We start from the raw sequence: 23,492 nt of genomic DNA, 5'->3' as shown, positions 1-23,492 counted from the left end.
AAAATGACCAGATCGGACCCAAGATTGATCGATATGGCAAAACCATCTATCCATTTCGGACGATGAACTATCTCGACCGCAAGCTCATCACCCTGCTGCGCCATGACGGGCGCCGCAGCATCTCGGACCTCGCCGCCGATCTCGGCCTGACGCGGGCGACGGTGCGAGCGCGATTGGAGAAGCTGGAGCAATCCGGCGAGATCATCGGCTTCACCGTGATCCTGCGCTCGGACGCGATCGACCTGCCAGTGCGCGGCATCACCATGATCGAGATCGCCGGACAGGCGGCGGATTCGGTGATCGATGCGCTCTCGGGCTTCACCGAGGTTTCCAGCATCCACACCACCAACGGCAACTGGGACTTGGTGGTCGAGCTCGGCACGTCCGACCTGATCGCCTTCGACCAGGTGCTCCGGCGCATCCGCATGATCCCCGGCGTGACCAACAGCGAGACCAGCCTGCTGCTGGCGACGCCGCGCAGCGTCAAGGCGCGGCTCTAGCCCCCGCAAGAAGCGCCGCTGCATGGCGGCCATCCGCAAACGCGGCGCGGGGGCCCGTGACAGGCGCGCATCCGCCCCCTAACGTTGTGCCCCGTCAGATATAGCGTTGGTAGCGGCCGGCGATGCATGATCGCGCAAGGCCGCCCGTTCGCGTCGGACACCCACAGTTCCCGCTCGGGGCATCGATATCCGGCCGCTTTCCGGCAGATTGTCCGTGCCACGAGCCAAGACGAGGCAGGAGACCAGACCATGGCACATGAGCTCGAATTCTATATCGACGGCCAGTGGGTGAAGCCGTCCGGCAGCCGCACGCTCGGCGTGATCGATCCGTCCAACGAGGAGGTCTTCGCCACCATCGCGCTCGGCGAGCAAGCCGATGTCGACAAGGCCGTCGCCGCGGCCCGCGCCGCCTTCCCCGCCTTCGCCGCGACCCCCAAGGCCGAGCGCCTGGCGCTGATGCGCCGCCTCGCCGAGGCCTACAAGAAGCGCTACGACGACATCGCCAATATCCTGTCGCGCGAGATGGGCGCGCCGAAGGAACTGGCGCACCGGGCGCAGGCCGCGATGGGCACCGCCCATCTCGCCAAGATGATCGAGACGCTCGAAAACTTCGAGTTCGAGGAGCTGCGCGGCACCACCCTGATCGCCAAGGAGCCGATCGGCGTCGTTGGCATGATCACGCCGTGGAACTGGCCGCTCAACCAGATCATGTGCAAGGTCGCGCCTGCTCTGGCTGCCGGCTGCGCCATGGTGCTGAAGCCTTCCGAGATCGCGCCGCTCAACGCCATCATCTTCGCGGAAGCGATGGAAGAGGCCGGCGTGCCGAAGGGCGTGTTCAACCTCGTCAACGGCGACGGCCCGACGGTGGGCGAAGCCATCTCGCGCCATCCGGGCGTCGACATGGTCTCCTTCACCGGCTCGACCCGCGCCGGCATCCTCGTCGCCAAGGCGGCGGCGGATACCGTCAAGCGCGTGCACCAGGAGCTCGGCGGCAAGTCGGCCAACATCATCCTGGATGATGCCGACCTGAAGAAGTCGGTGAAGCTCGGCGTCGAGAGCGTGATGCGCAACTCCGGCCAGTCCTGCAACGCGCCGACTCGGATGTTCGTGCCGGAGAAGCTGCATGAGGAAGCCCTCGCCATCGCCAAGCAGGTGGCCGAGCCGCTCAAGGTCGGCGCTCCCTCGGCGGATGGCGTCTTCCTCGGCCCGGTCGTCAGCGAGGTCCAGTACGACAAGATCCAGCGCCTGATCGAGGCCGGCATCAAGGAAGGCGCGACGCTGGTCACCGGCGGCGCCGGCCGTCCGGAAGGCCTCAACCGCGGCTACTATGTCCGCCCGACGGTGTTCGGCGGCGTCACCGACGAGATGGCGATTGCCCGCGAGGAGATCTTCGGCCCCGTGCTCTCGATCCTGCCCTACAAGAGCGACGACGAGGTGGTCTCGCGCGCCAACGATACGCCCTACGGCCTGGCTGCCTATGTCCAATCGGGCTCGCAGGAGCGCGCCCGCAAGATCGCGGGCCAGATGCGCGCGGGCAATGTCTACATCAACTATCCGGCCTGGGACGCGGGCGCGCCCTTCGGCGGCTACAAGCAGTCCGGCAACGGCCGCGAATACGCCGATTTCGGCCTCGAGGAGTTCCTCGAGATCAAGGGCACGGTCGGTTACGCCGCGGCCTAAGGCAGCACGCCGGGTCGTTGAACAACGACGCTTCTCGTCATGGTCGGGCTTGTCCCGACCATCCACGTCTTCGCTCTCGAAGGGCTGTGTTCAAGACGTGGATGCTCGCCACAAGGGCGAGCATGACGGCGAGGTTACAGCGACAACGAGGCCCGGTGGACCGAACGCCACCGGGCCTTCATTTTACGCTCCGTTTCAATCGATTGAGAGGGCCGAGCCATGGTCAATCCGAACCGCTATGACGCGATGCGCTATAACCGCTGCGGCCGCAGCGGGCTGCAATTGTCGGCGCTCTCGCTCGGCCTCTGGCAGAATTTCGGCGAGACCGGCAATCACGCCAATATGCGCGAGATCTGCCGCACCGCCTTCGATCTCGGCATCACCCATTTCGACCTTGCCAATAATTACGGCCCCCCGCCGGGCTCGGCCGAGACCGCCTTCGGCGAGATTCTCCAGCAGGATTTCGCGGGTTATCGCGACGAGCTCGTGATCTCGACCAAGGCCGGCTACCGGATGTGGCCCGGCCCCTATGGCGAATGGGGCAGCCGCAAATACCTGATCTCCAGCCTCGACCAGAGCCTGAAGCGGATGAAGCTCGACTATGTCGACATCTTCTACTCGCACCGCTTCGATCCGAACACGCCGCTGGAAGAGACGATGGGCGCGCTCGACTCGATCGTGCGCCAGGGCAAGGCGCTCTATGTCGGGCTCTCCTCCTATAATGCGAAGCGGACGCAGGAGGCTGTCGCGATCCTGCGCCGGCTCGGCACGCCCTGCCTGATCCACCAGCCGAGCTATTCGATGCTCAATCGCTGGATCGAACAGGACGGGTTGCTCGACACGCTCGACGCGGAAGGGATCGGCTCGATCGTGTTCTCGCCGCTGGCGCAGGGCATGCTGACCGACAAGTACCTGAAGGGCGTGCCCGCCGGCAGCCGCGCCGACAAGAAGGCGCCCTCCTTCCGCGACGGCTTCCTCAGCGATGACAATCTCAAGAGCATCGCGGCGCTGAACGAGATCGCGGCGGCGCGTGGCCAGAGCCTCGCCCAGATGGCGATCGCCTGGGTGCTGCGCGGCGGGCGCGTCACTTCCGCCCTGATCGGCGCGAGCCGGCCGGAGCAGGTGAGCGATTGCGTCGCGGCTCTGAAGAATCCGGAATTTTCGGCGGAAGAGCTGGCGGCGATCGACAGGCATGCGGTCGATGGCGGGATCAATATCTGGGCGGCTTCGGCGGAGCGGTAGAAGACCTTCCCACCGTTCCGCTGTCATCCCGGGCGACCGAAGGGAGACCCGGGATCCATTCCGGAACGGTTCAGGCATGGATCCCGGATCGGCGCAGCTTTGCTGCTTGTCCGGGATGACAGGTCGTGAGAGGCGCCCCCTAGTCCTCCTCGGGCACCGCCGCGATCGGGAGCGCGCTGGAGCGCTTCACCTGGCCCAGCGCAAAACTCGACTCGATCGAGGCGACGCCGTCGAGGCGTGTCAGCTTGTCCTTGAGGAAGCGCTCATAGGCCGGCAGGTCGCGCACCACGATCCGCAGCAGATAATCGCGCTGGCCGGTCATCAGATAGCAGTCGACCACCTCGGGCCAACGCGCCACGGCCTGCGAGAAGCGGTCGAGCTCGTCCTCGCGCTGGCGCTCCAGCTTGATCGAGACGAAGACGCTGATCGGCAGGCCGACCTTGGTCTGGTCGATGATCGCGGCATAGCCGGTGATGACACCGGCCTCCTCCAGGATACGGATACGCCGCGCGCAGGGCGAGGCTGACAGGCCCACCCGCTCGGCCAGATCCTGCACCGAGAGGCGCGAATTGATCTGCAATTCCGCGATGATCTTGCGGTCGAGCGCATCGAGGCGCAGGCGTGCCATGCCCTGTCTCCGGTCCCGGCTGAGCTCGCTCTATGACAGGACAGGCCAACCGCGACTACCGGCATCTCTGTGAAAGCGAGCAGCGGCGACGGCATGGCACTGGTGTGGGGAGCCCGGCCGCGCTATGCGATGCCTACAATCCAATGAATGTATGGAAATCAACTTGGCGATGGCTGACAGCGATGACGGGCTTCACTGGACCGGCCGGCTCGATCCGGCAGCGGGGCCGCGCTATCTGCAGATCGTCACGCAGCTCGAACAGGCCGTGGCAAGCGGGCGGCTGCGGCCGGGCGACCGGTTGCCGCCGCAGCGCCGGCTCGCCGAGCATCTCGCGGTCGACCTCACCACGGTGACGCGCGCCTTCGGCGAGGCCCGCGAGCGCGGCTTGATCGATGCGGTGACCGGGCGCGGCTCCTTCATCTCGGCACGGCAGGAGCAGGAAGGCCCGCCGCTCGACCTCAGCATGACGATCCCGCCGGCACCGAAGGGCCTGCGGCTCGGCGAGCTCATGCAGCGCGGCATCGCCGAGATTTTGGCGCGCAGCGATGCCGACCAGTTGATGAACTATCATGGCGGGGCCGGCTCTCTCGCGGAGCGCGCAGCCGGCGCGGCATGGCTCTCGCCATTGATGGGAGCGATTGCGCCGCAGCGGATCGCCGTGGTGCCGGGCGCTCAGACCGGGCTGAACGCCCTGCTCTCGCTGCTGGCCCGGCCCGGCGAGACGATCCTGATGGAGCCGCTGGCCTATCCCGGCCTGATCGGTGCGGCGCGGCAATGCGGGCTCGCGATGACTCCGGTCGCAAGCGATGAAAACGGCCCGCTCCCGGATGCGCTCGACGAGGCCGCCGGCCGCTACGACGCGAGGCTGTTCGCGCTGACGCCGACGCTGCAGAACCCGACCTGCACCACGATCCCGGAAAGACGCCGCATCGACCTCATCGCCGTCGCCCGCAAGCGTGATCTCACCCTGATCGAGGACGACCCCTACAGCCTGCTCGCGGGCGATGCGCCCGTGCCGCTGGCAGCGCTGGCGCCCGAGCGGACATGGCATGTCGCGACCTTGTCGAAGGTGCTGACGCCCGGCCTGCGCACTGCTTTTGTCATCATGCCGGATGGAACCGACAGCGCGGCCTTCCTGGGCGCATTGCGGGCGACAGCACTGATGCCCGCCCCCCTGATGACGGCGCTCGCGGCGCATTGGATCAGGATCGGCGCAGCGAAAGACCTGCTGGACGGCGTGCGGCGCGAGGCGGCAGAACGGCAATCGCTGGCGCGGGAGATCCTGCCCGAGACGATGCAGGCTCATCCGCATGCCCTGCATGTCTGGCAGCCCCTGCCCGCCCATTGGGCACGCCACCGATTGATCGAGCGTGCCCGCGAGGCCAGGCTTGGCGTGATGGCCGCCGATGCCTTCAGCACGGGCGGCGTGGCGCCGGACGCAATCCGGATTGCGCTGGGTGCAATTCCGGAACGGGCGCGGCTGGCGGAAGCGCTCGGCCTGCTCGCCGGATTGATCCGCGACGGAGGCTGAGCACGCCGGCCCTCCTCAGTTCGAGGCGAGCGGCTTGTCCTGCGGCACCGGGCGGGCGAGCCGGCCCTCCTCCGCCTTGTGGAAATATTGCGAGGCGATCAGCCAGCCCTTGAGGGGCTGCAGGGGCGGGATGCAGGTCAGCAGGATAAGCGGCAGCGTCGTGACTAGATGCACCCAGGTCGGTGGATTGTAGCTCAATTCCAGCCAGAGCGGGAACGCCACGGCCGGAATGCAGAGGAACATCATCACGAAGAAGGCCGGGCCGTCGGCGGGATCGGCGAAGGCATAATCCAGGCCGCAATTCTCGCATTTCGGCTTCAGCTTCAGGAAGCCTTCGAACATCTTGCCCTGCCCGCAGCGCGGGCAGCGGCCGCGCAGGCCGGTCTTGAGCGGAGAGAGTGGCGGCCAATGCTCGCCGGACATGGAGGTTCTCCTCGGGACGGCGCCGTTCGCTCGGCGTCGCCCCTCAGATCGCGCTCGATGAAGACAATGTCAAGATTGTATGCATCTTAGCTGGCACGCTGCGCGCATCGGTCGCGGGGCTATGGCTGTCCCCTGCCAGAACCAAAAGCGAGTCATCCCGGGCGACCGCAGGGAGACCCGGGATCCATTCCGGAACATGTCTCGGTGAGGTTCCGGAATGGATCCCGGATCTTCGCTTCGCTCCGTCCGGGATGACCCGCGCCCTTGTTGGGAGAGCGTCACCCCACCCAGCTCAGATATGCAGCGCGTGACCCAGCGCCTTCATCGCGGCTTCCGGGAAGGCCTCGCCCAGCGTCGGATGGGCGTGGATCGTGCCGGCGATATCCTGCAAGGTCGCACCCATCTCGATCGCGAGCCCGAAGACTGCCGACAATTCCGAGACGCCTGAGCCCACCGCCTGAATGCCGAGCACGAGTTCGCTGCCGGCCTGCGCGACGACGCGGACGAAGCCGGCCTCGGCGTGGCGGGTCATGGCGCGGCCATTGGCGGCGAAGGGGAACTGGCCAATCTTCAGCTCATGGCCGGCGCGCTTGGCCTCGTCCGGCGAGAGGCCGACCGAGACGATCTCGGGATCGGTGAAACAGATCGCCGCGATGCCGCGCTTGTCCCAGGCGCGCGGCAGGCCGGCGACGATCTCCGCCACCATCTCGCCCTGCGCCATGGCGCGATGCGCCAGCATCGGCTCGCCGGTGACGTCGCCGATCGCATAGATGCCGCGCATCGCGGTCTCGCAACGCTCGCCGATGCGGATGAAGCGGCCATCCATGTCGAGCACGAGGTTCTCAAGCCCGAGACCATCGGTGACCGGCTTGCGGCCGACCGTGACGAGGATCTTGTCGGCCGGGAGACTGCGCTCCTTGCCGTCCGCCGTCTCGATGCGCAGGCCGTCACCCTTGGGCGTAGGCCCGAGCGCCTTGGCGCCGGTGAGCACCTCGACGCCGAGCGCGGTCAGGCGCTTGGAGATCGGGCCGGTCAGTTCCGCATCGTAGAGCGGCAGGATCTTGTCCTGCGCCTCGACGACCGTGACCTTGGCGCCGAGCTTGGCGAAGGCCGTGCCAAGCTCCAACCCGATATAGCCGCCGCCGACCACGACGAGGCGCTTCGGCACCTCGGTCAGCGCCAGCGCGCCGGTCGAGGAGATCACGTTGCCGCCGAAGGGCAGGAAGGGCAATTCGACCGGGGCCGAGCCGGTGGCGATGACGATGGCCTCGGCCTGGATCGTCTTGGGGCCGGTCTCGGTCTCGACCACGACGGTCTTGCCGTCGCGGAAGCGGGCCTTGCCATGGACGATCTTGACCTTGGCCTTGCGCAACAGGCCGGCGACGCCGTTGTTGAGCCGCTGGACGATGCCGTCCTTCCAGGCCACCGCCTGCTTCAGGTCGAGCTTCGGCTCGGCCGCGGTGAGGCCGAACGGCGTCTTGCCGGCGGCGGCCTCGGCCGCCTTCTCGAACTCCTCGGCGACATGGATCATCGCCTTCGACGGGATGCAGCCGACATTGAGGCAGCTTCCGCCGAGTTTGGTGCTCTCGACGATGACGGTGTCGATGCCGAGCTGGCCGGCGCGGATGGCGCAGACATAGCCGCCGGGGCCGGCGCCGATGACGAGGAGCTTGCAAGTAATTTCTGTCATGGCTCGATCTCGGTCATGGCACGCCCCTCACATATCCACGAAGAGCGTGGCCGGGTTCTCCAGCAGCTCCTTCAGCCGCTGCACGAACACGGCGGCGTCCCAGCCGTCGACGACGCGGTGGTCGAAGCTGGAAGAGAGGTTCATCATCTTGCGCGGCACGAAGGTGGTGCCGTCCCAGACCGGGCGCACGACCATCTTGTTGACGCCGACGATGGCGACTTCCGGGTAGTTGATCACGGGGGTCGTGGCGATGCCGCCGAGCGCGCCGAGCGAAGTGATGGTGATGGTCGAGCCGGTCAGCTCGTCGCGGGTCGCGGTGCCGTCGCGGCCGCGCTCGGCGAGGCGGGCGAGCTCGATGCCGCAGCCCCAGAGATCGCGGGCCTCGGCGTGCTTCACCACCGGCACGATCAGGCCGGTCGGCGTCTGCGTGGCGATGCCGATATTGATCGCGGCATGCTGGCGCACGATGCCGGCATCATCGTCATAGAGTGCGTTCAGCGCCGGCTGCTCGGCGAGCGCCTTGACCATGGCGCGCATCAGGAAGGGCAAGAGCGTCAACTTCGGCCGCTCCGGCGTCGGCTTCTTGTTCAGCGTCGCGCGCAGATCCTCCAGGGCTGAGACATTCACCTCCTCGACGATTGTGATGTGCGGGATGCGCGATTTCGACAGCGCCATCTTCTCGGCGATGCGACGGCGCAGGCCGACGATCTTGACCTCGGTGACGGCGCTCTGCTCGACGAGCCCGCCGCCACGGGCCGGCTCCGGGCCGCGCAGAAGGAAAGCGTCGATATCCTGATGGCTGATCCGCCCGGCAGGACCCGTGCCCTGGACCTGGCGCAGATCGACCCCGGCCTCGCGCGCCTTCAGGCGCACGGCCGGCGAGGCCAGCGGCTTCTCGCCCGGCGCACGGCGTTGGGCGGGGGGTGCGTCGGCGCGCGCCGGCTTGGGGGCTGGCTGAGGCGGTGCAACCGGCTTGGCGGGAGCGGCAGGCGCAGCAGGCTTTTCGGCGGCCTTGGGCTGCGGAGCGGCGGGAGTCGACGCCGCCTTCTCGGCAGGTTGGTCTTCGGCAGGCTCTTCAGCCGCAGCACCAGCCTCGCCCGCGACCTTGAGCTTCACGATGGCCGAGCCGATCGCCACGGTGTCGCCGACCTCGGCGCCGACCCAGGTGACTTCGCCCTCAACCGGCGAGGGAATCTCCACCGTCGCCTTGTCGGTCATCACGGCGGCGAGCAGGTCGTCCTCGCGGACGATGTCGCCGACCTTGACGTGCCACTCGACGAGCTCGGCTTCCGCGATGCCTTCGCCGACATCCGGCAGCTTGATGATGCGCTCGGCCATCAGCGTGCCTCCATGATGTCGCGCAGCGCCTGTCCGAGGCGGGCGGGCCCGGGGAAATAGTCCCATTCCTGCGCATGCGGATAGGGCGTATCCCAGCCGGTGACGCGCATCACCGGCGCCTCCAAATGGTAGAAGCAGTGTTCCTGCACCAATGCGGCCAGCTCGCCGCCGAAGCCGGAGGTCAGGGTCGCCTCGTGCAGCACGATGCAGCGGCCGGTCTTCTGGACCGAAGTCAGAATCGCTTCGAGATCGAGCGGAACCAGCGTGCGCAGGTCAATGACCTCAGCATCGATGCCGGTATCCTCGGCAGCGGCCAACGCGACATGGACCATGGTGCCATAGGCGAGGATGGTGACGGCCGAGCCCTCGCGCCGCGTCACCGCCTTGCCGAGCGGCACGGTGTAATGGCCCTCCGGCACCTCGGCGAGCTCATGCTTCGACCAGGCCGTGACCGGCCGGTCATGATGGCCGTCGAAGGGGCCGTTATAGAGCCGCTTCGGCTCCAGGAAGATCACCGGGTCGGGGTCCTCGATCGCGGCGATCAGCAGGCCCTTGGCGTCGTAAGGGTTCGACGGGACGATCGTCTTCAGGCCGGAGACATGAGTGAAGAGCGCTTCCGGGCTCTGGCTATGGGTCTGGCCGCCGAAGATGCCGCCGCCGGTCGGCATGCGGATCACCAGCGGGCAGGTGAAATCCCCGGCCGAGCGGTAGCGCAGGCGGGCGGCCTCGGAGACAATCTGGTCATAGGCCGGGTACATGTAGTCGGCGAACTGGATCTCGATGCAGGGTTTTAGGCCGTAGGAGGCCATGCCGATCGCGGTGCCGACGATGCCGGCCTCGCTGATCGGCGCGTCGAAGCAGCGGGACACCCCGTATTTCTGCTGCAGCCCATGGGTGCAGCGGAAGACGCCGCCGAAGAAGCCGACATCCTCGCCGAAGACCACGACATCGTCGTCGCGGCCCATGGAGACATCCATGGCGGAGCGGATCGCCTCGATCATCGTCATGCGTGGCATCGCGTCAGACTCCGATCTGCTGGCGCTGGCGGCGCAGATGCGGCGGCAGCTCGGCATAGACGTCCTCGAAGATGTCGCGGGCCGAGGGCTTGCCGCCGGAATGCAGCGTGCCGAAGCTCTCGGCCTCCTTCTGCGCCGCGATGACGGTGGCGAGGATCTCGGCCTCCGCCTGCTTGTGGCGCTCTTCCGACCAGGCACCGACCGCAATCAGATGCTGCTTCAGGCGGATCAGCGGGTCGCCCAGAGGCCAGTCGTCGGATTCGTGCTTGGGACGGTAGGCGGAAGGGTCATCCGAGGTGGAATGGGCGCCAGCGCGATAGGTGACGTACTCGACCAGCGTCGGGCCGAGATTGCGGCGAGCCCGCTCGATCGCCCATTGCGCGACCGCATAGACCGCGAGGTAGTCATTGCCATCGACGCGGAGCGCCGGGATGCCGAAGCCGAGGCCGCGCGCCGCGAAGGTGCCGGAGCCGCCGCGCGCGATGCCCTGAAAGGTCGAGATCGCCCACTGGTTGTTGACGACGTTGAGGACGACGGGCGCCTTGTAGGTCGAGGCGAAGACGAGCGCGGCGTGGAAATCCGATTCCGCCGTCGAGCCGTCGCCGATCCAGGCGGCGGCGATGCGGGTGTCGTTCTTGATCGCCGAGGCCATCGCCCAACCGACCGCCTGGACATATTGCGTCGCGAGATTGCCCGAGATCGAGAAGAAGCCGTGCTCCTTGGAGGAGTACATCACCGGCAATTGCCGACCCTTCATCGGGTCGCGCTCGTTCGAGTAGATCTGGCACATCATGTCGACGAGCGGGTAGTCGTGCGCGATCAGCAGGCCGGCCTGGCGATAGGTCGGGAAGTTCATGTCGCCGGGCTGGAGCGCGATGCGAAAAGCGCAGCTCACCGCCTCCTCGCCCGTGTGCTGCATGTAGAACGAGGTCTTGCCCTGTCGCTGGGCCATCTGCATGCGCCCGTCGAAGGTGCGCAGCGTCATCATGTGGCGCAGGCCGCGGATCAGGTCGTCATGCGAGAGATCGGGCACCCAGGGGCCAACCGCCTCGCCTTCGCGGTTGAGCACGCGGATGATCGAATAGGCGAGATCGCGGATGTCCTTGGGGTCGACATCGACGGGCGGGCGCGCGACCGAGCCCGCCTTCGGGATCACGACATGGGAGAAGTCCGGCTTCTCGCCCGGGCGGCTCGCCGGTTTCGGGACATGGAATTGCAGTGGCTGGGTTGCTGCCGGCGCCTGGCCTGACTTGTCGCTGCTCATGAGCGCCTCCATCCCTGACGCCGCCAGCATTCCGCCTTCGCGCGCATCCCGCAAGCGCCTGTGGCGCTCTTCAGAGATGCGGGCGAAGGTGCACAGCCGGCCGGCGATCGTTCCCCCTGCAACCAACGCTAGCGGGGACGGTTCGGAGGTTCATTCCGAATTTGCCGGCAAGGGTGAAATCAGGCAGAAGAAACATCTGCAATACCGTCAACTCCCAGAATGATCATTCGATGAACAAAAAGAGCCAGAATGGTCCTGCTCTCGATCTGATCGATCGCAAGATTCTCGCTGCGTTGCGAGATGACGGGCGGCTGACGACGCAGGCGCTGGCCGAAAAGGTCGGGCTTTCGCCCTCGCCCTGCTGGACGCGGGTGAAGCGCTTGGAGGAATCCGGCGCGATCGAGAAATATGTCGCGCTGCTTGACCACAAGGCGCTCGGCTACAACAACATCGTCTTCGTCGAGATCACGCTCGACAAGCACGACGATCAGGTTCTGGACCAGTGCGGCGAAGCGCTGAGCCGGGCGCCGGAGGTGGTCGAGGCGCATCTGGTCACTGGCGAATACGATTATCTCGCCAAGGTCGTGGTCAGTGGCACCGACCATTACGAGCGCTTCCTGCGCGGAACGATCTACCGCATTCCGGGGGTCCGGCAGACCCGGACGACGTTTGGGCTCAGGGCGCTGAAGCGGACGCTGTCGGTCGATCCGTTGAAGGTGGTGGGGTAAAAGGCCGTCATGCTCGGGCTTGACCCGAGCATCTCCTGGCGAAAGAGGCTCCTTTCGCCTCATTCTGCCTGAGATTCTCGGGTCTACGCTTCGCTTCGCCCGAGAATGACGCCCTCGACGTCATGCTCGCCCTCGTGGCGAGCACCCACGTCTTGAACACCGCACCCCAATGAAGGAAGACGTGGATGGTCGGGACAAGCCCGACCATGACGACGCGATTGAGGACGGAGACCTCAGGCCAGCATCCCCCGCACCAGCGGCACGACCTTCTCGCCATAGAGCCGGATGCACTCCATGGCCTTCTCATGCGCCAGCGGCCCGGCGCTGTACTTCAGCTGGAAGCGGGCGATGCCCAGTCCCTTGGCCGTCGCAGCGATTTTGCGCGCCACCGTCTCGGGCGAGCCGAGATAGAGCGAGCCGCGCGCGACCTCCTGCTCGAACTCGTCGCGGCCCATCGGCGGCCAGCCGCGCTCGGCGCCGATGCGATCGCGCATCTGCTTGTAGGCCGGGAAGAACTCCTCCTTGGCCTGCTCGTCGGTGGCCGCGACATAGCCCGGCGAATGCACGCCGACGGGCTTGGCCGGCTTGCCGATCTGGCCATAAGCGCGGTGGTAGAGATCCACGAACGGCTTGAAGCGCAGCGGGTCGCCGCCGATGATGGCGAGCATCAGGGGCAGGTCGTAGCGCACCGCGCGGACCACCGATTCCGGGCTGCCGCCGACGCCGATCCAGGTCTTGAGCGGGCCGTTCTCGACCGGCGGATAGACCAGCTGGTCCTTGAGCGGCGGGCGGATCGAACCCTGCCAGGTCAAAGGCTCCTGCGGCAGCAGGCCGGCGAAGAGGTCGAGCTTTTCCTCGAACAGCTTCTCGTAATCGCGCAGGTCCAGCCCAAAGAGCGGAAAGGACTCGGTGAAGGAGCCCCGGCCGAGGATGATCTCGGCGCGCCCGTTCGAGAGCGCATCGACCGTGGCGAAGCGCTGGAAAACGCGGACCGGGTCATCCGAACTCAGCACGGTCACGGCCGAGCCGAGCTTGATCCGGCTGGTGCGCGTGGCCATGCCAGCGAGCACCGCTTCGGGCGAGGAGACCGCGAAATCGGCGCGGTGATGCTCGCCGACACCGATGAAATCGATGCCGACCTGATCGGCCAGAACGGCTTCGTCGACGAGATTGCGGATCACCTGCGCATGCGGCAGCGGCTTGCCGTCCGCCCCGTTGGTGACGTCGCCGAAGGTGTCGAGCCCGAATTCCAGTTCCTGTGCCATGATCATCCCGAGGCCGCGGCGCAGCCCTTTGCCTGCCGGCCATCCCGGCTTCCGGGAGTTAGGGTCGGGATTGCCTCAGCGCAATTCTCCAGGCGTTGCCCCGGCAGCAACAGGCTGTTTGCACGAATGCAACCGCCGCGCTTGCATCGCCCGCACAAGCTGCCGATGCTCGGATGAGCGGCGACCTCCGCCGCCTCCGAGCCGACGCCATGATCATTCGCCAGCTTGTCTATCTCGATGCGCTCGCGCGGGAAAAACATTTCCGCCGCGCGGCCGAGGCCTGCCATGTCTCGCAGCCGACGCTCTCGGCCGCGATCGTGCAGCTCGAGGAGGAGCTCGGCGTGATGATCGTCGAGCGCGGCCGCCGCTTCCAGGGCTTCACCAAGGAGGGCGAGGTCGTGCTGGCCCATGCCAGGCGCATCCTGGCCGAGGCCGAGGTGATGAAGGATTCGATCGCCGAATTGCGCGAGGGCGTCTCCGGCCGCATCCGGCTCGGCGCGATCCCGACGGCGCTGCCGATGATCGCCCATATCACCGCGCCCTTCTCCGAGCGCTATCCGGCGGTGTCGCTGACCGTGCTGTCGCTGACCTCGCAGGAGATCCAGCAGGGCATCGACGATTTCGAGCTCGATGTCGGCCTGACCTATCTCGACAACGAGCCGCTCGACCGGGTGATCTCGAAACCGATCTACCAGGAATCCTATGTCCTGCTGACGCGCGAGGATGGGCCCTTTGGCGCGCGCGATACCATCACCTGGGCCGAAGCGGCCGAGCAGAAGCTCTGCCTGCTCACCGGCGACATGCAGAACCGGCGCATCATCGACGGCATCTTCCGCTCGGTTGGCACCGCGCCGCGACCGATGATCGAGACCAACTCGATCTTCAACCTCTGTTCGCATGCCGGCATCCAGGGCGTCGCCAGCATCGTCTCGCTGCAATTGCTGGAATTCTTCGGCGTTCCGCTCGGCACGAGGGCGCTGTCGCTGGTCGAGCCGGAGGCGCAGCGCACGATCGGGCTGATCGTGGCGGACCGTCAGCCGGTGGCGCCGCTCGCCCGCAACCTGCTGATGATGACGAAGCCCGTGACCGATGCCGGACTGCCGCGGCGGCCCATCGTACGATAGACTTCGCCTATCGTCTTAGAAGCACCGCAGCATTGTGCAGCGCAAAATCGACCTTTGGCGAAACTTTCGAAGCACCCTTGGCAATTGCCGCGTCAACAACGACGGTCCCTCGCCCGTATTGATAGGCCAAATCTATCACACATTCGAAAGAAACGATTTGAAATCATTCCAGTTTCAACCACCCTCCCCTTAACGAGCGCCCGGCGAACCGGGCCTATGGAGGAAAGATGGCGGGTTATCCGGCCTGGGATCAGGACAGCGCACGCATGATCGTCGCCGGTCTGGCGCATCTGGAAGGCGCCACGCTGCCGATGCTGCACGCCCTTCAGGACGAGTTCGGCTATGTCGACCCGCAGGCCGTGCCATTGATCGCGGAGGTACTGAACCTGTCGCGCGCCGAGGTCCATGGCGCGATCTCCTTCTACCACGACTTCAAGACCGCCCCGCAGCCGGCCCGCATCGTCAAACTCTGCCGGGCCGAGGCCTGCCAGGCGCTGGGCTGCGAAAGCGTCGTCGAAGAGCTCTCCGCCAAGCACGGCATCGCGGTCGACGATCACCATGCCGGCGACGCCATCGTCGAAACGGTGTATTGTCTCGGCAATTGCGCGCTCGGGCCTTCCGCCCTGGTCGATGGCGAATTGATCGGGCGCGTCGATGCCGCCCGCATCGCCGGGCTCTGCCAGCACGGAAGGGCGCATTCATGAGCGCCAACCCGGTTCGCATCTTCGTCCCCATCGACGCCGCCGCCCTCTCGGTCGGCGCGGAAGCGGTTGCGCAGGCTGTCGCCAATGAAGCGGCAGCGCGCGGGCTTTCCGTCGAGATCATCCGCAACGGCTCGCGCGGCATGCTCTGGCTGGAGCCGCTGGTCGAGGTCGAGACGGCTGAAGGCCGCATCGCCTACGGGCCCGTCGCGGCGAAGGACGTCGCCTCGCTGTTTGATGCCGGGCTGGTCTCGGGTGGCTCCCACGCCTTGTGCCTCGGCAAGACCGACGAGCTCGGCTGGATGAAGCGCCAGCAGCGGCTCACCTTCGAGCGCGTCGGCGTCATCGATCCGCTCTCGATCGCGGATTACCGCGCCCATGGCGGGTTCAAGGGGCTGGAGAAGGCGCTCGGCCTGACCGGCGGCGAGATCGTCGAAGCCGTGAAAGCATCGGGCCTGCGCGGCCGCGGCGGCGCCGGCTTCCCGACCGGCATCAAGTGGAAGACCGTCCACGACGCCAGCGCGACACAGAAATACATCGTCTGCAACGCCGACGAGGGCGATAGCGGTACCTTCGCCGACCGCATGCTGTTCGAAGGCGACCCCTATCTCGTGATCGAGGGCATGGCGATCGCGGCCATCGCGGTCGGCGCGACGCGCGGCTACATCTATCTGCGCTCGGAATATCCGCATGCCCATCGCGCGCTCCAGCGCGCGATCCTGAAGGCGGAAGCGGCCGGGCTGATCGGCGCCTCGGTGATGGGCTCGCAGCACGCCTTCCATCTCGAAGTGCGGCTCGGCGCGGGCGCCTATATCTGCGGCGAAGAGACCTCGCTGCTCGAAAGCCTCGAAGGCAAGCGTGCCGTCGTCCGGGCCAAGCCGCCGCTGCCGGCGTTGCAAGGGCTGTTCGGCAAGCCGACCGTCGTCAACAACGTGCTCTCCTTCGCCGCCGTGCCGTGGATCATGGACCATGGCGCGCAGGCCTATGCCGATTACGGCATGGGCCGCTCGCGCGGCACGCTGCCGATCCAGCTCGGCGGCAATGTCAAACGTGGCGGGCTGGTCGAGCTCGCCTTCGGCATTTCGCTGCGCGAAATCATCGAGGACATGGGCGGCGGCACGCTCTCGGGCCGGCCGATCCGGGCGGTGCAGGTCGGCGGGCCGCTCGGCGCCTATCTTACGGCGGGGCAGCTCGACGTGCAGATGGATTACGAGGCGCTGGCCGCGATGCGCGCCATGCTCGGCCATGGCGGCATCGTCGTCTTCGACGACAGCGTCGACATGGCCAAGCAGGCGCGCTTTGCGATGGAGTTCTGCGCCAAGGAAAGCTGCGGCAAGTGCACGCCCTGCCGCATTGGAGCGACGCGCGGCGTCGAGGTGATGGACCGGATCATCGCCGGTGCCGAGGTGCCGAAGAATATCGCCGTATTGCGCGACCTTTCGAAGCTGATGATCGATGCCTCGCTCTGCGCCATGGGTGGTTTGACCCCGATGCCGGTGCTGAGTGCGCTCGACCATTTCCCCGAGGATTTCGACCGTCCTCCGCTGCCTCTGGCGGCCGAGTGAGGAGGCTGAGATGAGCCTGATCAAGGAAATCGACTACGGCACGCCGATCCGCCTCTCCGAGAAGACGGTGACGCTGTCGATCGACGGCCAGAGCGTGACGGTGCCGGCCGGCACCTCGGTGATGGCAGCGGCGATGAGCCTGGGCACCAAGATCCCCAAGCTCTGCGCCACCGATTCGCTCGAACCCTTCGGCTCCTGCCGGCTCTGCCTCGTCGAGATCGAGGGGCGGCGCGGCACGCCGGCGTCCTGCACGACCCCGGCCGAAGACGGCATGATCGTCCGCACCCAGTCGGAGAACCTCTCCGGACTGCGCAAGGGCGTGATGGAGCTCTATATCTCCGATCACCCGCTGGACTGCCTGACCTGCTCGGCCAATGGCGATTGCGAATTGCAGGACATGGCCGGCGCGGTGGGCTTGCGCGAGGTGCGCTATGGCTACGAGGGCGAGAACCACGTCTTCGCCAAAGGCAAGGACGGCGCGGTCAACGAGAACTGGCTGGCGCAGGACACGTCCAACCCCTATTTCACCTACGACCCCTCGAAATGCATCGTCTGCAATCGCTGCGTGCGCGCTTGCGAGGAGGTGCAGGGCACCTTCGCGCTGACGATCACCGGGCGCGGCTTCGAGTCCCGTGTCGCGGCGGGGCCGACCGATTTCCTCGGCTCCGAATGCGTCTCCTGCGGCGCCTGCGTGCAAGCCTGCCCGACTGCGACGCTGATGGAGAACAAGGTCATCGAGCACGGCCAGCCCGAGCATTCGGTGGTCACGACTTGCGCCTATTGCGGCGTCGGCTGCTCGTTCAAGGCGGAGATGCAGGGCGACCGCGTCATCCGCATGGTGCCCTACAAGGACGGCAAGGCCAATGAAGGCCATAGCTGCGTCAAGGGCCGCTTCGCCTGGGGCTATGCCAACCATACCGACCGCATGACCAAGCCGATGATCCGGGCGAAGATCACCGATCCGTGGCGCGAAGTGTCATGGGAAGAGGCGATCAACTACGCCGCCAGCGAGTTCAAGCGCATCCAGTCCAAATATGGCCGTGAATCGGTCGGCGCCATCACTTCGTCGCGCTGCACCAACGAGGAGGTCTTCCTCGTCCAGAAGCTGGTGCGCGCCGCCTTCCGCAACAACAATGTCGATACCTGCGCCCGCGTCTGCCATTCGCCGACGGGCTATGGCCTGCGGACGACGCTGGGCACCTCGGCCGGCACGCAGGATTTCAAGTCGGTCGCGAAGTCCGACGTCATCCTGGTCATCGGCGCCAACCCGACCGACGGCCACCCGGTCTTCGCCTCGCGGATGAAGAAGCGCATCCGCGAGGGCGCCCGCCTGATCGTCGCCGACCCCCGCCGGATCGACATGGTGCAGTCGCCGCATATCAAGGCGGACTACCACCTGCCGCTGCGCCCCGGCACCAATGTCGCGCTGCTCAATGCGCTCAGCCATGTCGTCGTCACCGAAGGGCTGATCGACGAGGCCTATGTCCGCGAGCGCTGCGATCTCGGCGATTTCGAGCACTGGGCCCGTTTCGTCGCCCGCGAGGAGAATTCGCCGGAGGCGAGCGAGGCCTATACCGGCGTGCCTGCGGCCGATGTGCGCGCCGCAGCGCGGCTCTATGCCACCGGCGGCAATGGCGCGATCTATTACGGGCTCGGCGTCACCGAGCATAGCCAGGGCTCGACCACGGTGATGGCGATGGCCAATCTCGCCATGGCGACCGGCAATATCGGGCGCGACGGCGTCGGCATCAATCCACTGCGCGGGCAGAACAATGTCCAGGGCTCCTGCGACATGGGCTCCTTCCCGCACGAATTCTCGGGCTATCGCCACGTCTCCGACGATTCGACCCGGCAGGTCTTCGAGATGCTCTGGGGCGTGCCGCTCGATCCCGAGCAGGGCCTGCGCATCAACAACATGCTCGACGAGGCCGTCGAGGGCACGTTCAAGGGCCTCTATGTCCAGGGCGAGGACATCGCCCAATCCGACCCCAACACCAAGCATGTCACGGCCGGCCTGGCCTCAATGGAATGCGTCGTCATCCAGGACATCTTCCTGAACGAGACGGCGAAATACGCCCATGTCTTCCTGCCGGGCGCCTCCTTCCTGGAGAAGGACGGCACCTTCACCAATGCCGAGCGGCGCATCAACCGCGTCCGCCAGGTGATGGCGCCGCTCTCCGGCAAAGACGAGTGGCAGGTCACGATCGAGCTGGCGCGGGCCCTCGGCTACGAGATGGCGTACAGCCATCCCTCCGAGATCATGGACGAGATCGCGCGCCTAACCCCGAGCTTCGCTGGCGTCTCCTACGACAAGCTGGAAAAGCTCGGCTCGGTGCAGTGGCCCTGCAACGACAAGGCGCCGACCGGCACGCCCCTGATGCATGTCGACCGTTTCGTGCGCGGCAAGGGCAAGTTCATGATCACCGAATACGTCCCGACCGACGAACGGACAGGGCCGCGCTTCCCGCTGCTGCTCACGACGGGCCGCATCCTCTCGCAATACAATGTCGGCGCGCAGACGCGGCGCACCGAGAACGGTGCCTGGCATGACGAGGACGTGCTGGAGATCCACGCCTTCGATGCCGAAAGCCGCGGCATCCGCGACGGCGATCTCGTCGCGCTCGCCAGCCGCTCGGGCGATATCGCGCTAAGGGCGGTGATTTCCGAGCGAATGCAACCCGGCGTGGTCTACACCACCTTCCACCACGCCAAGACCGGTGCCAACGTCATCACCACCGACTATTCGGACTGGGCGACGAACTGTCCGGAATACAAGGTGACCGCCGTCGACGTCCGGCGCACCAATGCCTGGTCGGCCTGGCAGGAGAAGAATTTCGAGGAGGACGTGACCTTGCGCCGGATCGCGGAACGCCTGCCCGATGCCGCGGAATAACCCGCCCGCACAGCCGCCGGCCTCGGCCGCCGTTACGGCGCAGCCGCTGCGCTTCGGCGCGGCGATGGATGGCGCGCGCGAGATCGAGGTCGCGGTCGAGACCCCCATCAACATCGTCTACGGCAACATGCCCTATGCGGTGATGATGGCGAGCCCGTCGGATCTCGAGGATTTCGTCACCGGCTTCAGCCTGACCGAGGGCATCGTGCGCGGCGCGGACGAAATCCGCGGCATCGCCGTCGAGCCAAAGGACGAAGGCGTGATCGTCACCGTGGAGCTCGCACCCGGCCGCTTCCGCGAGCATCTGGCACGGCGGCGCAACCTGTCGGGCCGAACCTCCTGCGGGCTCTGCGGGGTCGAGACCATCGCGGAAATCCCGATGGCCGATGCGGCATCGCGAGCGTCCCGCGCCGTATCCGCCGCGGCGATCGAGGCGGCGCTCGCGGAACTCGACAAGCACCAGCCGCTGAGCCAGCTCACCCGCGCCGTCCATGCAGCCGCCTGGTGCGATGGCTCCGGCGCGATCCTGGCAGTGCGCGAGGATGTCGGGCGCCACAACGCGCTCGACAAGCTGATCGGCGCCCGCCTGCGCGCCGGAGCGGATGCGAAAGAAGGCTTCCTGCTCGTCACGAGCCGCGCCTCCTTCGAGATGGTCGAGAAAGCGGCGATCTTCGGCGCCGGCACGCTGGTCGCGATCTCGGCACCGACCTCGCTCGCCATCGAGCGTGCGCGGCATCTTGGCTTGACGCTCGCCGCGGTCGCGCGCCGCGATGGCTGCATCGTCTTCACCGGTGCGCTGGCGCCCGAACCCGAGACCATCGCCCGATGACGGAGACCGGCCTGACCACAGAACCCGTTCCGGCCGACCACCACGCGGAGAACGTTGCGAAGCTCCTGCGCATGGCCGGGCAGATCGCCGATTTCTTCAAGGCCTATCCGGAGGCGGAGGCCATCGCCTCCGTCGCCGACCACATCAACCAGTTCTGGACCGGGCGCATGCGCGGGGACTTCCTCGCCGCCTTCGCAGACCGGCCGGAGGACCTCCCGCCCCTGCTGCGGCACGCCCTGCCGCGGATCAGGCCGGGGCGTGGAGGGTAGCGCCTAAGCCGCCGCCCTGGCGGCGCATCGAGAGAGTGCAACGAGCTGGGAACCTACCTGGCCCGAACAGCGAAGCCATGGGGAAAGGAACCGGGGAATGAGTGTCGCACAGGATATCGGACAGGCGGGAGGCAGCATCGGCCTGCTCGACCGCGAGAGGACCATCGCCAAACCGGGCTTCAATCGCTGGCTCGTGCCGCCGGCCGCGCTGTGCATCCATCTCTGCATCGGCATGGCCTATGGCTTCTCGGTGTTCTGGCTGCCGCTGAGCCAGGCGATCGGCATCACCAAGCCGGTGGCCTGCGCCGCCGATGTCGGCCTGATGACCTCGCTGTTCACCACCGCCTGCGACTGGAAGGTCGCCGATCTCGGCTGGATGTACACGCTGTTCTTCGTGCTGCTCGGCTCGTCCGCCGCGATCTGGGGCGGCTGGCTCGAGCGCGTCGGCCCGCGCAAGGCCGCCTTCGTCTCGACCCTGTGCTGGTGCGGCGGCCTGATGATCTCGGCACTCGGCGTCTACTGGCACCAGCTCTGGCTGATGTGGCTCGGTTCCGGCGTGATCGGCGGCATCGGTCTCGGTCTCGGCTACATCTCGCCGGTCTCGACCCTGGTGAAATGGTTCCCGGACCGGCGCGGCATGGCGACCGGCATGGCGATCATGGGCTTCGGCGGCGGCGCAATGATCGGCTCGCCGCTGGCGGACATGCTGATGAACCACTTCAAGACGGCGAACTCGGTCGGCGTCTGGCAGACCTTCGTCGCGATGGCGGCGATCTATTTCGTCTTCATGATGGCCGGCACCTTCGGCTACCGCGTGCCACCGGCCAACTGGCGCCCCGAAGGCTGGACGCCGCCGGCAACCCAGAACGCGATGATCACATCGGGCCATGTCCATCTCAAGAACGCGCACAAGACACCGCAGTTCTGGCTGATCTGGTCGGTGCTGACGCTCAACGTCTCGGCCGGCATCGGTGTGCTCGGCATGGCCTCGCCGATGCTGCAGGAGATCTTCGCGGGCTCGCTGATCGGCAAGCCGGAAATCGGCTTTTCCGCGCTCGACGCCGCGCAGAAGACGCAGATCGCCACGATCGCGGCGGCCTTCGTCGGCCTGCTCTCGCTGTTCAACATCGCCGGGCGCTTCTTCTGGGCCTCGCTTTCTGACAAGCTCGGCCGCAAGCTGACCTATGCCACCTTCTTCGGGCTCGGCATCCTGCTCTATGCGCTCTCGCCCTGGGCCGCGCATGCCGGGTCGCTCGCGCTCTTCGTCGCGTTCTTCTGCATCATCCTGTCGATGTATGGCGGCGGCTTCGCGACGGTACCGGCCTATCTCGCCGACATGTTCGGCACGCAGTTCGTCGGCGCCGTCCATGGCCGCCTGCTGACGGCGTGGTCGACCGCCGGCATCATCGGCCCCGTGGTGGTGAACTATATCCGCGAGGCACAGATCAATGCCGGCGTGCCGCGCGCGCAGGTCTATGATCGCACCATGTACATCCTCGCCGGCATGCTGGTGCTCGGCTTCCTCTGCAACCTGCTGGTCCGCCCGGTCGCGGCCAAATGGTTCATGCAGGATGCCGAGGTCGCGGCGCTGCAGAAGCGGTCGGCCAATGTCGACGCGACCGCGCATTACGGCTCCTACGGCATCGGCAAGGGCGGCTTCGACGGCACGGCCATGCTCGCCTGGGCCGTGGTCGGCCTGCCGATCGCCTGGGGCGTCTGGATCACCCTGTCGAAGTCGCTGGCGCTGTTCCGCTGAACGACGATATCACTGGCCGATCCGAAGGCCCGCATCGAGCGATCGGTGCGGGTCTTCGTCTTTCAACGACGCGTTCGAACGACCGCGCACTATTTCAGCGACAAGGCCACCGATCCGGCAATCGGGTCGGTGACCCCCAATCCACCGCCGAGATCGTCGAGCGTGTGGCGGAAACCGTTGAGGGTGGCGATCATCTGCGGGCGGGCCGCCGCCATCGCGTCCATGCTCTCCCATTCCGCGATGATGCAGTAGCGCCCCTCGCCCGCCGCGATGATGTTGGCATGCCGCAAGCCCGGCCAGTCCGCGGCAACACCGCGGTGAGCATCGAGAAAGTCGGTCTCCATCCCCGGTTTTACCTTGAAGCGCACGGCATTGAATGCGGTCATGGCAGCCTCCAGTGTTTGGGACGATGACCTTACGGCAATCGAGAGCTTTTTCCCTGTAACGATCGCGTGCCGGTGAACCCCACTCGCGCTGGATCGTTGTCAAAGGGTAGCGTTCCAACCGCAGGATAACCCACCCAACCAGAACGGGAGACAGCATCATGGCGATCAACAAGACCGGCGCGGCCCATTGGGAAGGCGGCATCAAGGATGGCAAGGGCACGATCTCGACCGAGACCAAGGCGCTCGACGCCTATCCTTACGGCTTCGCCAGCCGCTTCGAGGGCAAGCCCGGCAGCAATCCCGAGGAATTGATCGGCGCGGCCCATGCCGCCTGCTTCACCATGGCGCTCTCGCTGATCCTGGGCGAGGCCAATCTCAAGGCCGACGCACTCGATACGACAGCGCGCGTGACGCTCGACAAGCTCGACGACGGCTACGCGATCACCGCGATCCACCTGACGCTCAAGGGCAAGGTGCCCGGCGCCGACCAGGCGACCTTCCAGTCGCTGGCCGACAAGGCCAAGGCCGGCTGCCCGGTCTCGAAGCTGTTCAAGGCGCCGATCACGCTGGAAGCGACGCTGGTGGGTTGAGGCGGGCACACTCCTTTGTCATTCCGGGGCTTCGCGGAGCGAAGAACCCGGAACCCACGACCAGGCGAGCGTTC

General features: G+C 66.5%; 22 protein-coding genes. 14 read left to right on the top strand and 8 right to left on the bottom strand.

The window, feature by feature from the left end; genetic code table 11:
- The first annotated feature begins 62 nt into the window (after nucleotides 1-62).
- The 3 genes from ACWIEX_RS01920 to mgrA all read left to right on the top strand — a co-directional run bounded on the left by ACWIEX_RS01920 (nucleotide 63) and on the right by mgrA (nucleotide 3,422).
- Nucleotides 63-500 (top strand): Lrp/AsnC family transcriptional regulator, encoded by a 438-nt coding sequence (locus ACWIEX_RS01920; protein WP_454031463.1) that lies wholly within the window; start codon nucleotides 63-65, stop codon nucleotides 498-500.
- Nucleotides 501-749: 249 nt separating this feature from the next.
- Complete coding sequence (locus tag ACWIEX_RS01915) at nucleotides 750-2,180, top strand: aldehyde dehydrogenase family protein (RefSeq protein ID WP_454031462.1); 1,431 nt, start codon at nucleotides 750-752, stop codon at nucleotides 2,178-2,180.
- Nucleotides 2,181-2,399: 219 nt separating this feature from the next.
- The gene (gene mgrA / locus ACWIEX_RS01910) at nucleotides 2,400-3,422 is read left to right on the top strand and encodes an L-glyceraldehyde 3-phosphate reductase (RefSeq protein WP_454031461.1); all 1,023 of its coding nucleotides are present in this window, start codon (nucleotides 2,400-2,402) and stop codon (nucleotides 3,420-3,422) included.
- Nucleotides 3,423-3,561: 139 nt separating this feature from the next.
- Here the strand turns inward: mgrA and ACWIEX_RS01905 are convergent, their stop codons facing one another.
- The gene (locus ACWIEX_RS01905; protein WP_113587173.1) at nucleotides 3,562-4,050 is read right to left on the bottom strand and encodes an Lrp/AsnC family transcriptional regulator; all 489 of its coding nucleotides are present in this window, start codon (nucleotides 4,048-4,050) and stop codon (nucleotides 3,562-3,564) included.
- Between the two features lie 169 nt (nucleotides 4,051-4,219).
- On the opposite strand from ACWIEX_RS01905, the gene ACWIEX_RS01900 reads away from it, so the two are divergent.
- Nucleotides 4,220-5,581, top strand: a complete 1,362-nt coding sequence (locus ACWIEX_RS01900) for an aminotransferase-like domain-containing protein (protein ID WP_454031460.1) — start codon at nucleotides 4,220-4,222, stop codon at nucleotides 5,579-5,581.
- Nucleotides 5,582-5,596: 15 nt separating this feature from the next.
- On the opposite strand, the gene ACWIEX_RS01895 is transcribed toward ACWIEX_RS01900, so the two are convergent.
- The 5 genes from ACWIEX_RS01895 to ACWIEX_RS01875 all read right to left on the bottom strand — a co-directional run bounded on the left by ACWIEX_RS01895 (nucleotide 5,597) and on the right by ACWIEX_RS01875 (nucleotide 11,312).
- The gene (locus tag ACWIEX_RS01895) at nucleotides 5,597-6,004 is read right to left on the bottom strand and encodes a DUF983 domain-containing protein (RefSeq protein ID WP_454031459.1); all 408 of its coding nucleotides are present in this window, start codon (nucleotides 6,002-6,004) and stop codon (nucleotides 5,597-5,599) included.
- Nucleotides 6,005-6,296: 292 nt separating this feature from the next.
- A complete protein-coding gene (lpdA, locus tag ACWIEX_RS01890) occupies nucleotides 6,297-7,694 on the bottom strand; it encodes a dihydrolipoyl dehydrogenase (RefSeq protein WP_454031458.1) in 1,398 nt (465 codons plus the stop codon).
- Nucleotides 7,695-7,721: 27 nt separating this feature from the next.
- The gene (locus ACWIEX_RS01885) at nucleotides 7,722-9,032 is read right to left on the bottom strand and encodes a dihydrolipoamide acetyltransferase family protein (RefSeq protein WP_454031457.1); all 1,311 of its coding nucleotides are present in this window, start codon (nucleotides 9,030-9,032) and stop codon (nucleotides 7,722-7,724) included.
- Nucleotides 9,032-10,048, bottom strand: coding sequence for an alpha-ketoacid dehydrogenase subunit beta (locus tag ACWIEX_RS01880; RefSeq protein WP_454031456.1), 1,017 nt, complete (start codon nucleotides 10,046-10,048; stop codon nucleotides 9,032-9,034). Before ACWIEX_RS01880 ends, ACWIEX_RS01885 begins: the two co-directional genes overlap by 1 nt.
- Before the next feature lie 4 nt (nucleotides 10,049-10,052).
- Nucleotides 10,053-11,312, bottom strand: coding sequence for a 3-methyl-2-oxobutanoate dehydrogenase (2-methylpropanoyl-transferring) subunit alpha (locus ACWIEX_RS01875; protein ID WP_454031455.1), 1,260 nt, complete (start codon nucleotides 11,310-11,312; stop codon nucleotides 10,053-10,055).
- Here ACWIEX_RS01875 and ACWIEX_RS01870 point away from each other — a divergent pair.
- Together ACWIEX_RS01870 and ACWIEX_RS01865 are read left to right on the top strand one after the other, a co-directional pair.
- Entirely contained in the window at nucleotides 11,311-11,535 is a 225-nt protein-coding gene (locus ACWIEX_RS01870) for a hypothetical protein (RefSeq protein ID WP_454031454.1), read from the top strand. The two genes, ACWIEX_RS01875 and ACWIEX_RS01870, sit on opposite strands and share 2 nt — an antisense overlap.
- A gap of 7 nt (nucleotides 11,536-11,542) precedes the next feature.
- Complete coding sequence (locus tag ACWIEX_RS01865; RefSeq protein WP_293799234.1) at nucleotides 11,543-12,040, top strand: Lrp/AsnC family transcriptional regulator; 498 nt, start codon at nucleotides 11,543-11,545, stop codon at nucleotides 12,038-12,040.
- A gap of 233 nt (nucleotides 12,041-12,273) precedes the next feature.
- On the opposite strand, the gene ACWIEX_RS01860 is transcribed toward ACWIEX_RS01865, so the two are convergent.
- On the bottom strand, nucleotides 12,274-13,305 hold the full coding sequence (locus ACWIEX_RS01860; RefSeq protein ID WP_454031453.1) for an LLM class flavin-dependent oxidoreductase: 1,032 nt from the start codon (nucleotides 13,303-13,305) through the stop codon (nucleotides 12,274-12,276).
- A 209-nt stretch (nucleotides 13,306-13,514) separates the two neighbouring features.
- Here ACWIEX_RS01860 and ACWIEX_RS01855 point away from each other — a divergent pair, with 209 nt between their 5' ends.
- From ACWIEX_RS01855 to ACWIEX_RS01825, 7 genes are all read left to right on the top strand, one after another.
- Complete coding sequence (locus ACWIEX_RS01855; RefSeq protein WP_248309238.1) at nucleotides 13,515-14,429, top strand: LysR family transcriptional regulator; 915 nt, start codon at nucleotides 13,515-13,517, stop codon at nucleotides 14,427-14,429.
- Between the two features lie 227 nt (nucleotides 14,430-14,656).
- The gene (locus ACWIEX_RS01850) at nucleotides 14,657-15,133 is read left to right on the top strand and encodes an NAD(P)H-dependent oxidoreductase subunit E (RefSeq protein ID WP_454031452.1); all 477 of its coding nucleotides are present in this window, start codon (nucleotides 14,657-14,659) and stop codon (nucleotides 15,131-15,133) included.
- Nucleotides 15,130-16,695, top strand: coding sequence for a formate dehydrogenase beta subunit (locus ACWIEX_RS01845; RefSeq protein ID WP_454031451.1), 1,566 nt, complete (start codon nucleotides 15,130-15,132; stop codon nucleotides 16,693-16,695). Before ACWIEX_RS01850 ends, ACWIEX_RS01845 begins: the two co-directional genes overlap by 4 nt.
- Nucleotides 16,696-16,705: 10 nt before the next feature.
- Nucleotides 16,706-19,588 (top strand): formate dehydrogenase subunit alpha, encoded by a 2,883-nt coding sequence (gene fdhF, locus ACWIEX_RS01840; RefSeq protein ID WP_454031450.1) that lies wholly within the window; start codon nucleotides 16,706-16,708, stop codon nucleotides 19,586-19,588.
- Nucleotides 19,575-20,417 carry a formate dehydrogenase accessory sulfurtransferase FdhD gene (gene fdhD / locus ACWIEX_RS01835; RefSeq protein WP_454031449.1) on the top strand — a complete coding sequence of 281 codons (843 nt, stop codon included), beginning with the start codon at nucleotides 19,575-19,577 and terminating at the stop codon, nucleotides 20,415-20,417. Before fdhF ends, fdhD begins: the two co-directional genes overlap by 14 nt.
- Nucleotides 20,414-20,686: a formate dehydrogenase subunit delta gene (locus ACWIEX_RS01830; RefSeq protein WP_454031448.1), complete on the top strand. Its 273-nt coding sequence runs from the start codon at nucleotides 20,414-20,416 to the stop codon at nucleotides 20,684-20,686. The genes fdhD and ACWIEX_RS01830 overlap by 4 nt, the downstream gene beginning before the upstream one ends.
- Before the next feature lie 97 nt (nucleotides 20,687-20,783).
- Nucleotides 20,784-22,442 carry an OFA family MFS transporter gene (locus ACWIEX_RS01825; RefSeq protein WP_454031447.1) on the top strand — a complete coding sequence of 553 codons (1,659 nt, stop codon included), beginning with the start codon at nucleotides 20,784-20,786 and terminating at the stop codon, nucleotides 22,440-22,442.
- 89 nt (nucleotides 22,443-22,531) lie between these two features.
- Here the strand turns inward: ACWIEX_RS01825 and ACWIEX_RS01820 are convergent, their stop codons facing one another.
- Complete coding sequence (locus tag ACWIEX_RS01820; RefSeq protein ID WP_454031446.1) at nucleotides 22,532-22,828, bottom strand: antibiotic biosynthesis monooxygenase family protein; 297 nt, start codon at nucleotides 22,826-22,828, stop codon at nucleotides 22,532-22,534.
- Between the two features lie 158 nt (nucleotides 22,829-22,986).
- Between ACWIEX_RS01820 and ACWIEX_RS01815 the strand changes: the two genes are divergently transcribed.
- The gene (locus ACWIEX_RS01815; RefSeq protein ID WP_454031445.1) at nucleotides 22,987-23,418 is read left to right on the top strand and encodes an OsmC family protein; all 432 of its coding nucleotides are present in this window, start codon (nucleotides 22,987-22,989) and stop codon (nucleotides 23,416-23,418) included.
- The last annotated feature ends 74 nt before the right edge of the window (nucleotides 23,419-23,492 follow it).

The sequence above is a fragment of the Allobosea sp. NPDC055353 genome (assembly GCF_053644975.1).
This window is presented reverse-complemented; position numbering and strand designations above follow the sequence as displayed.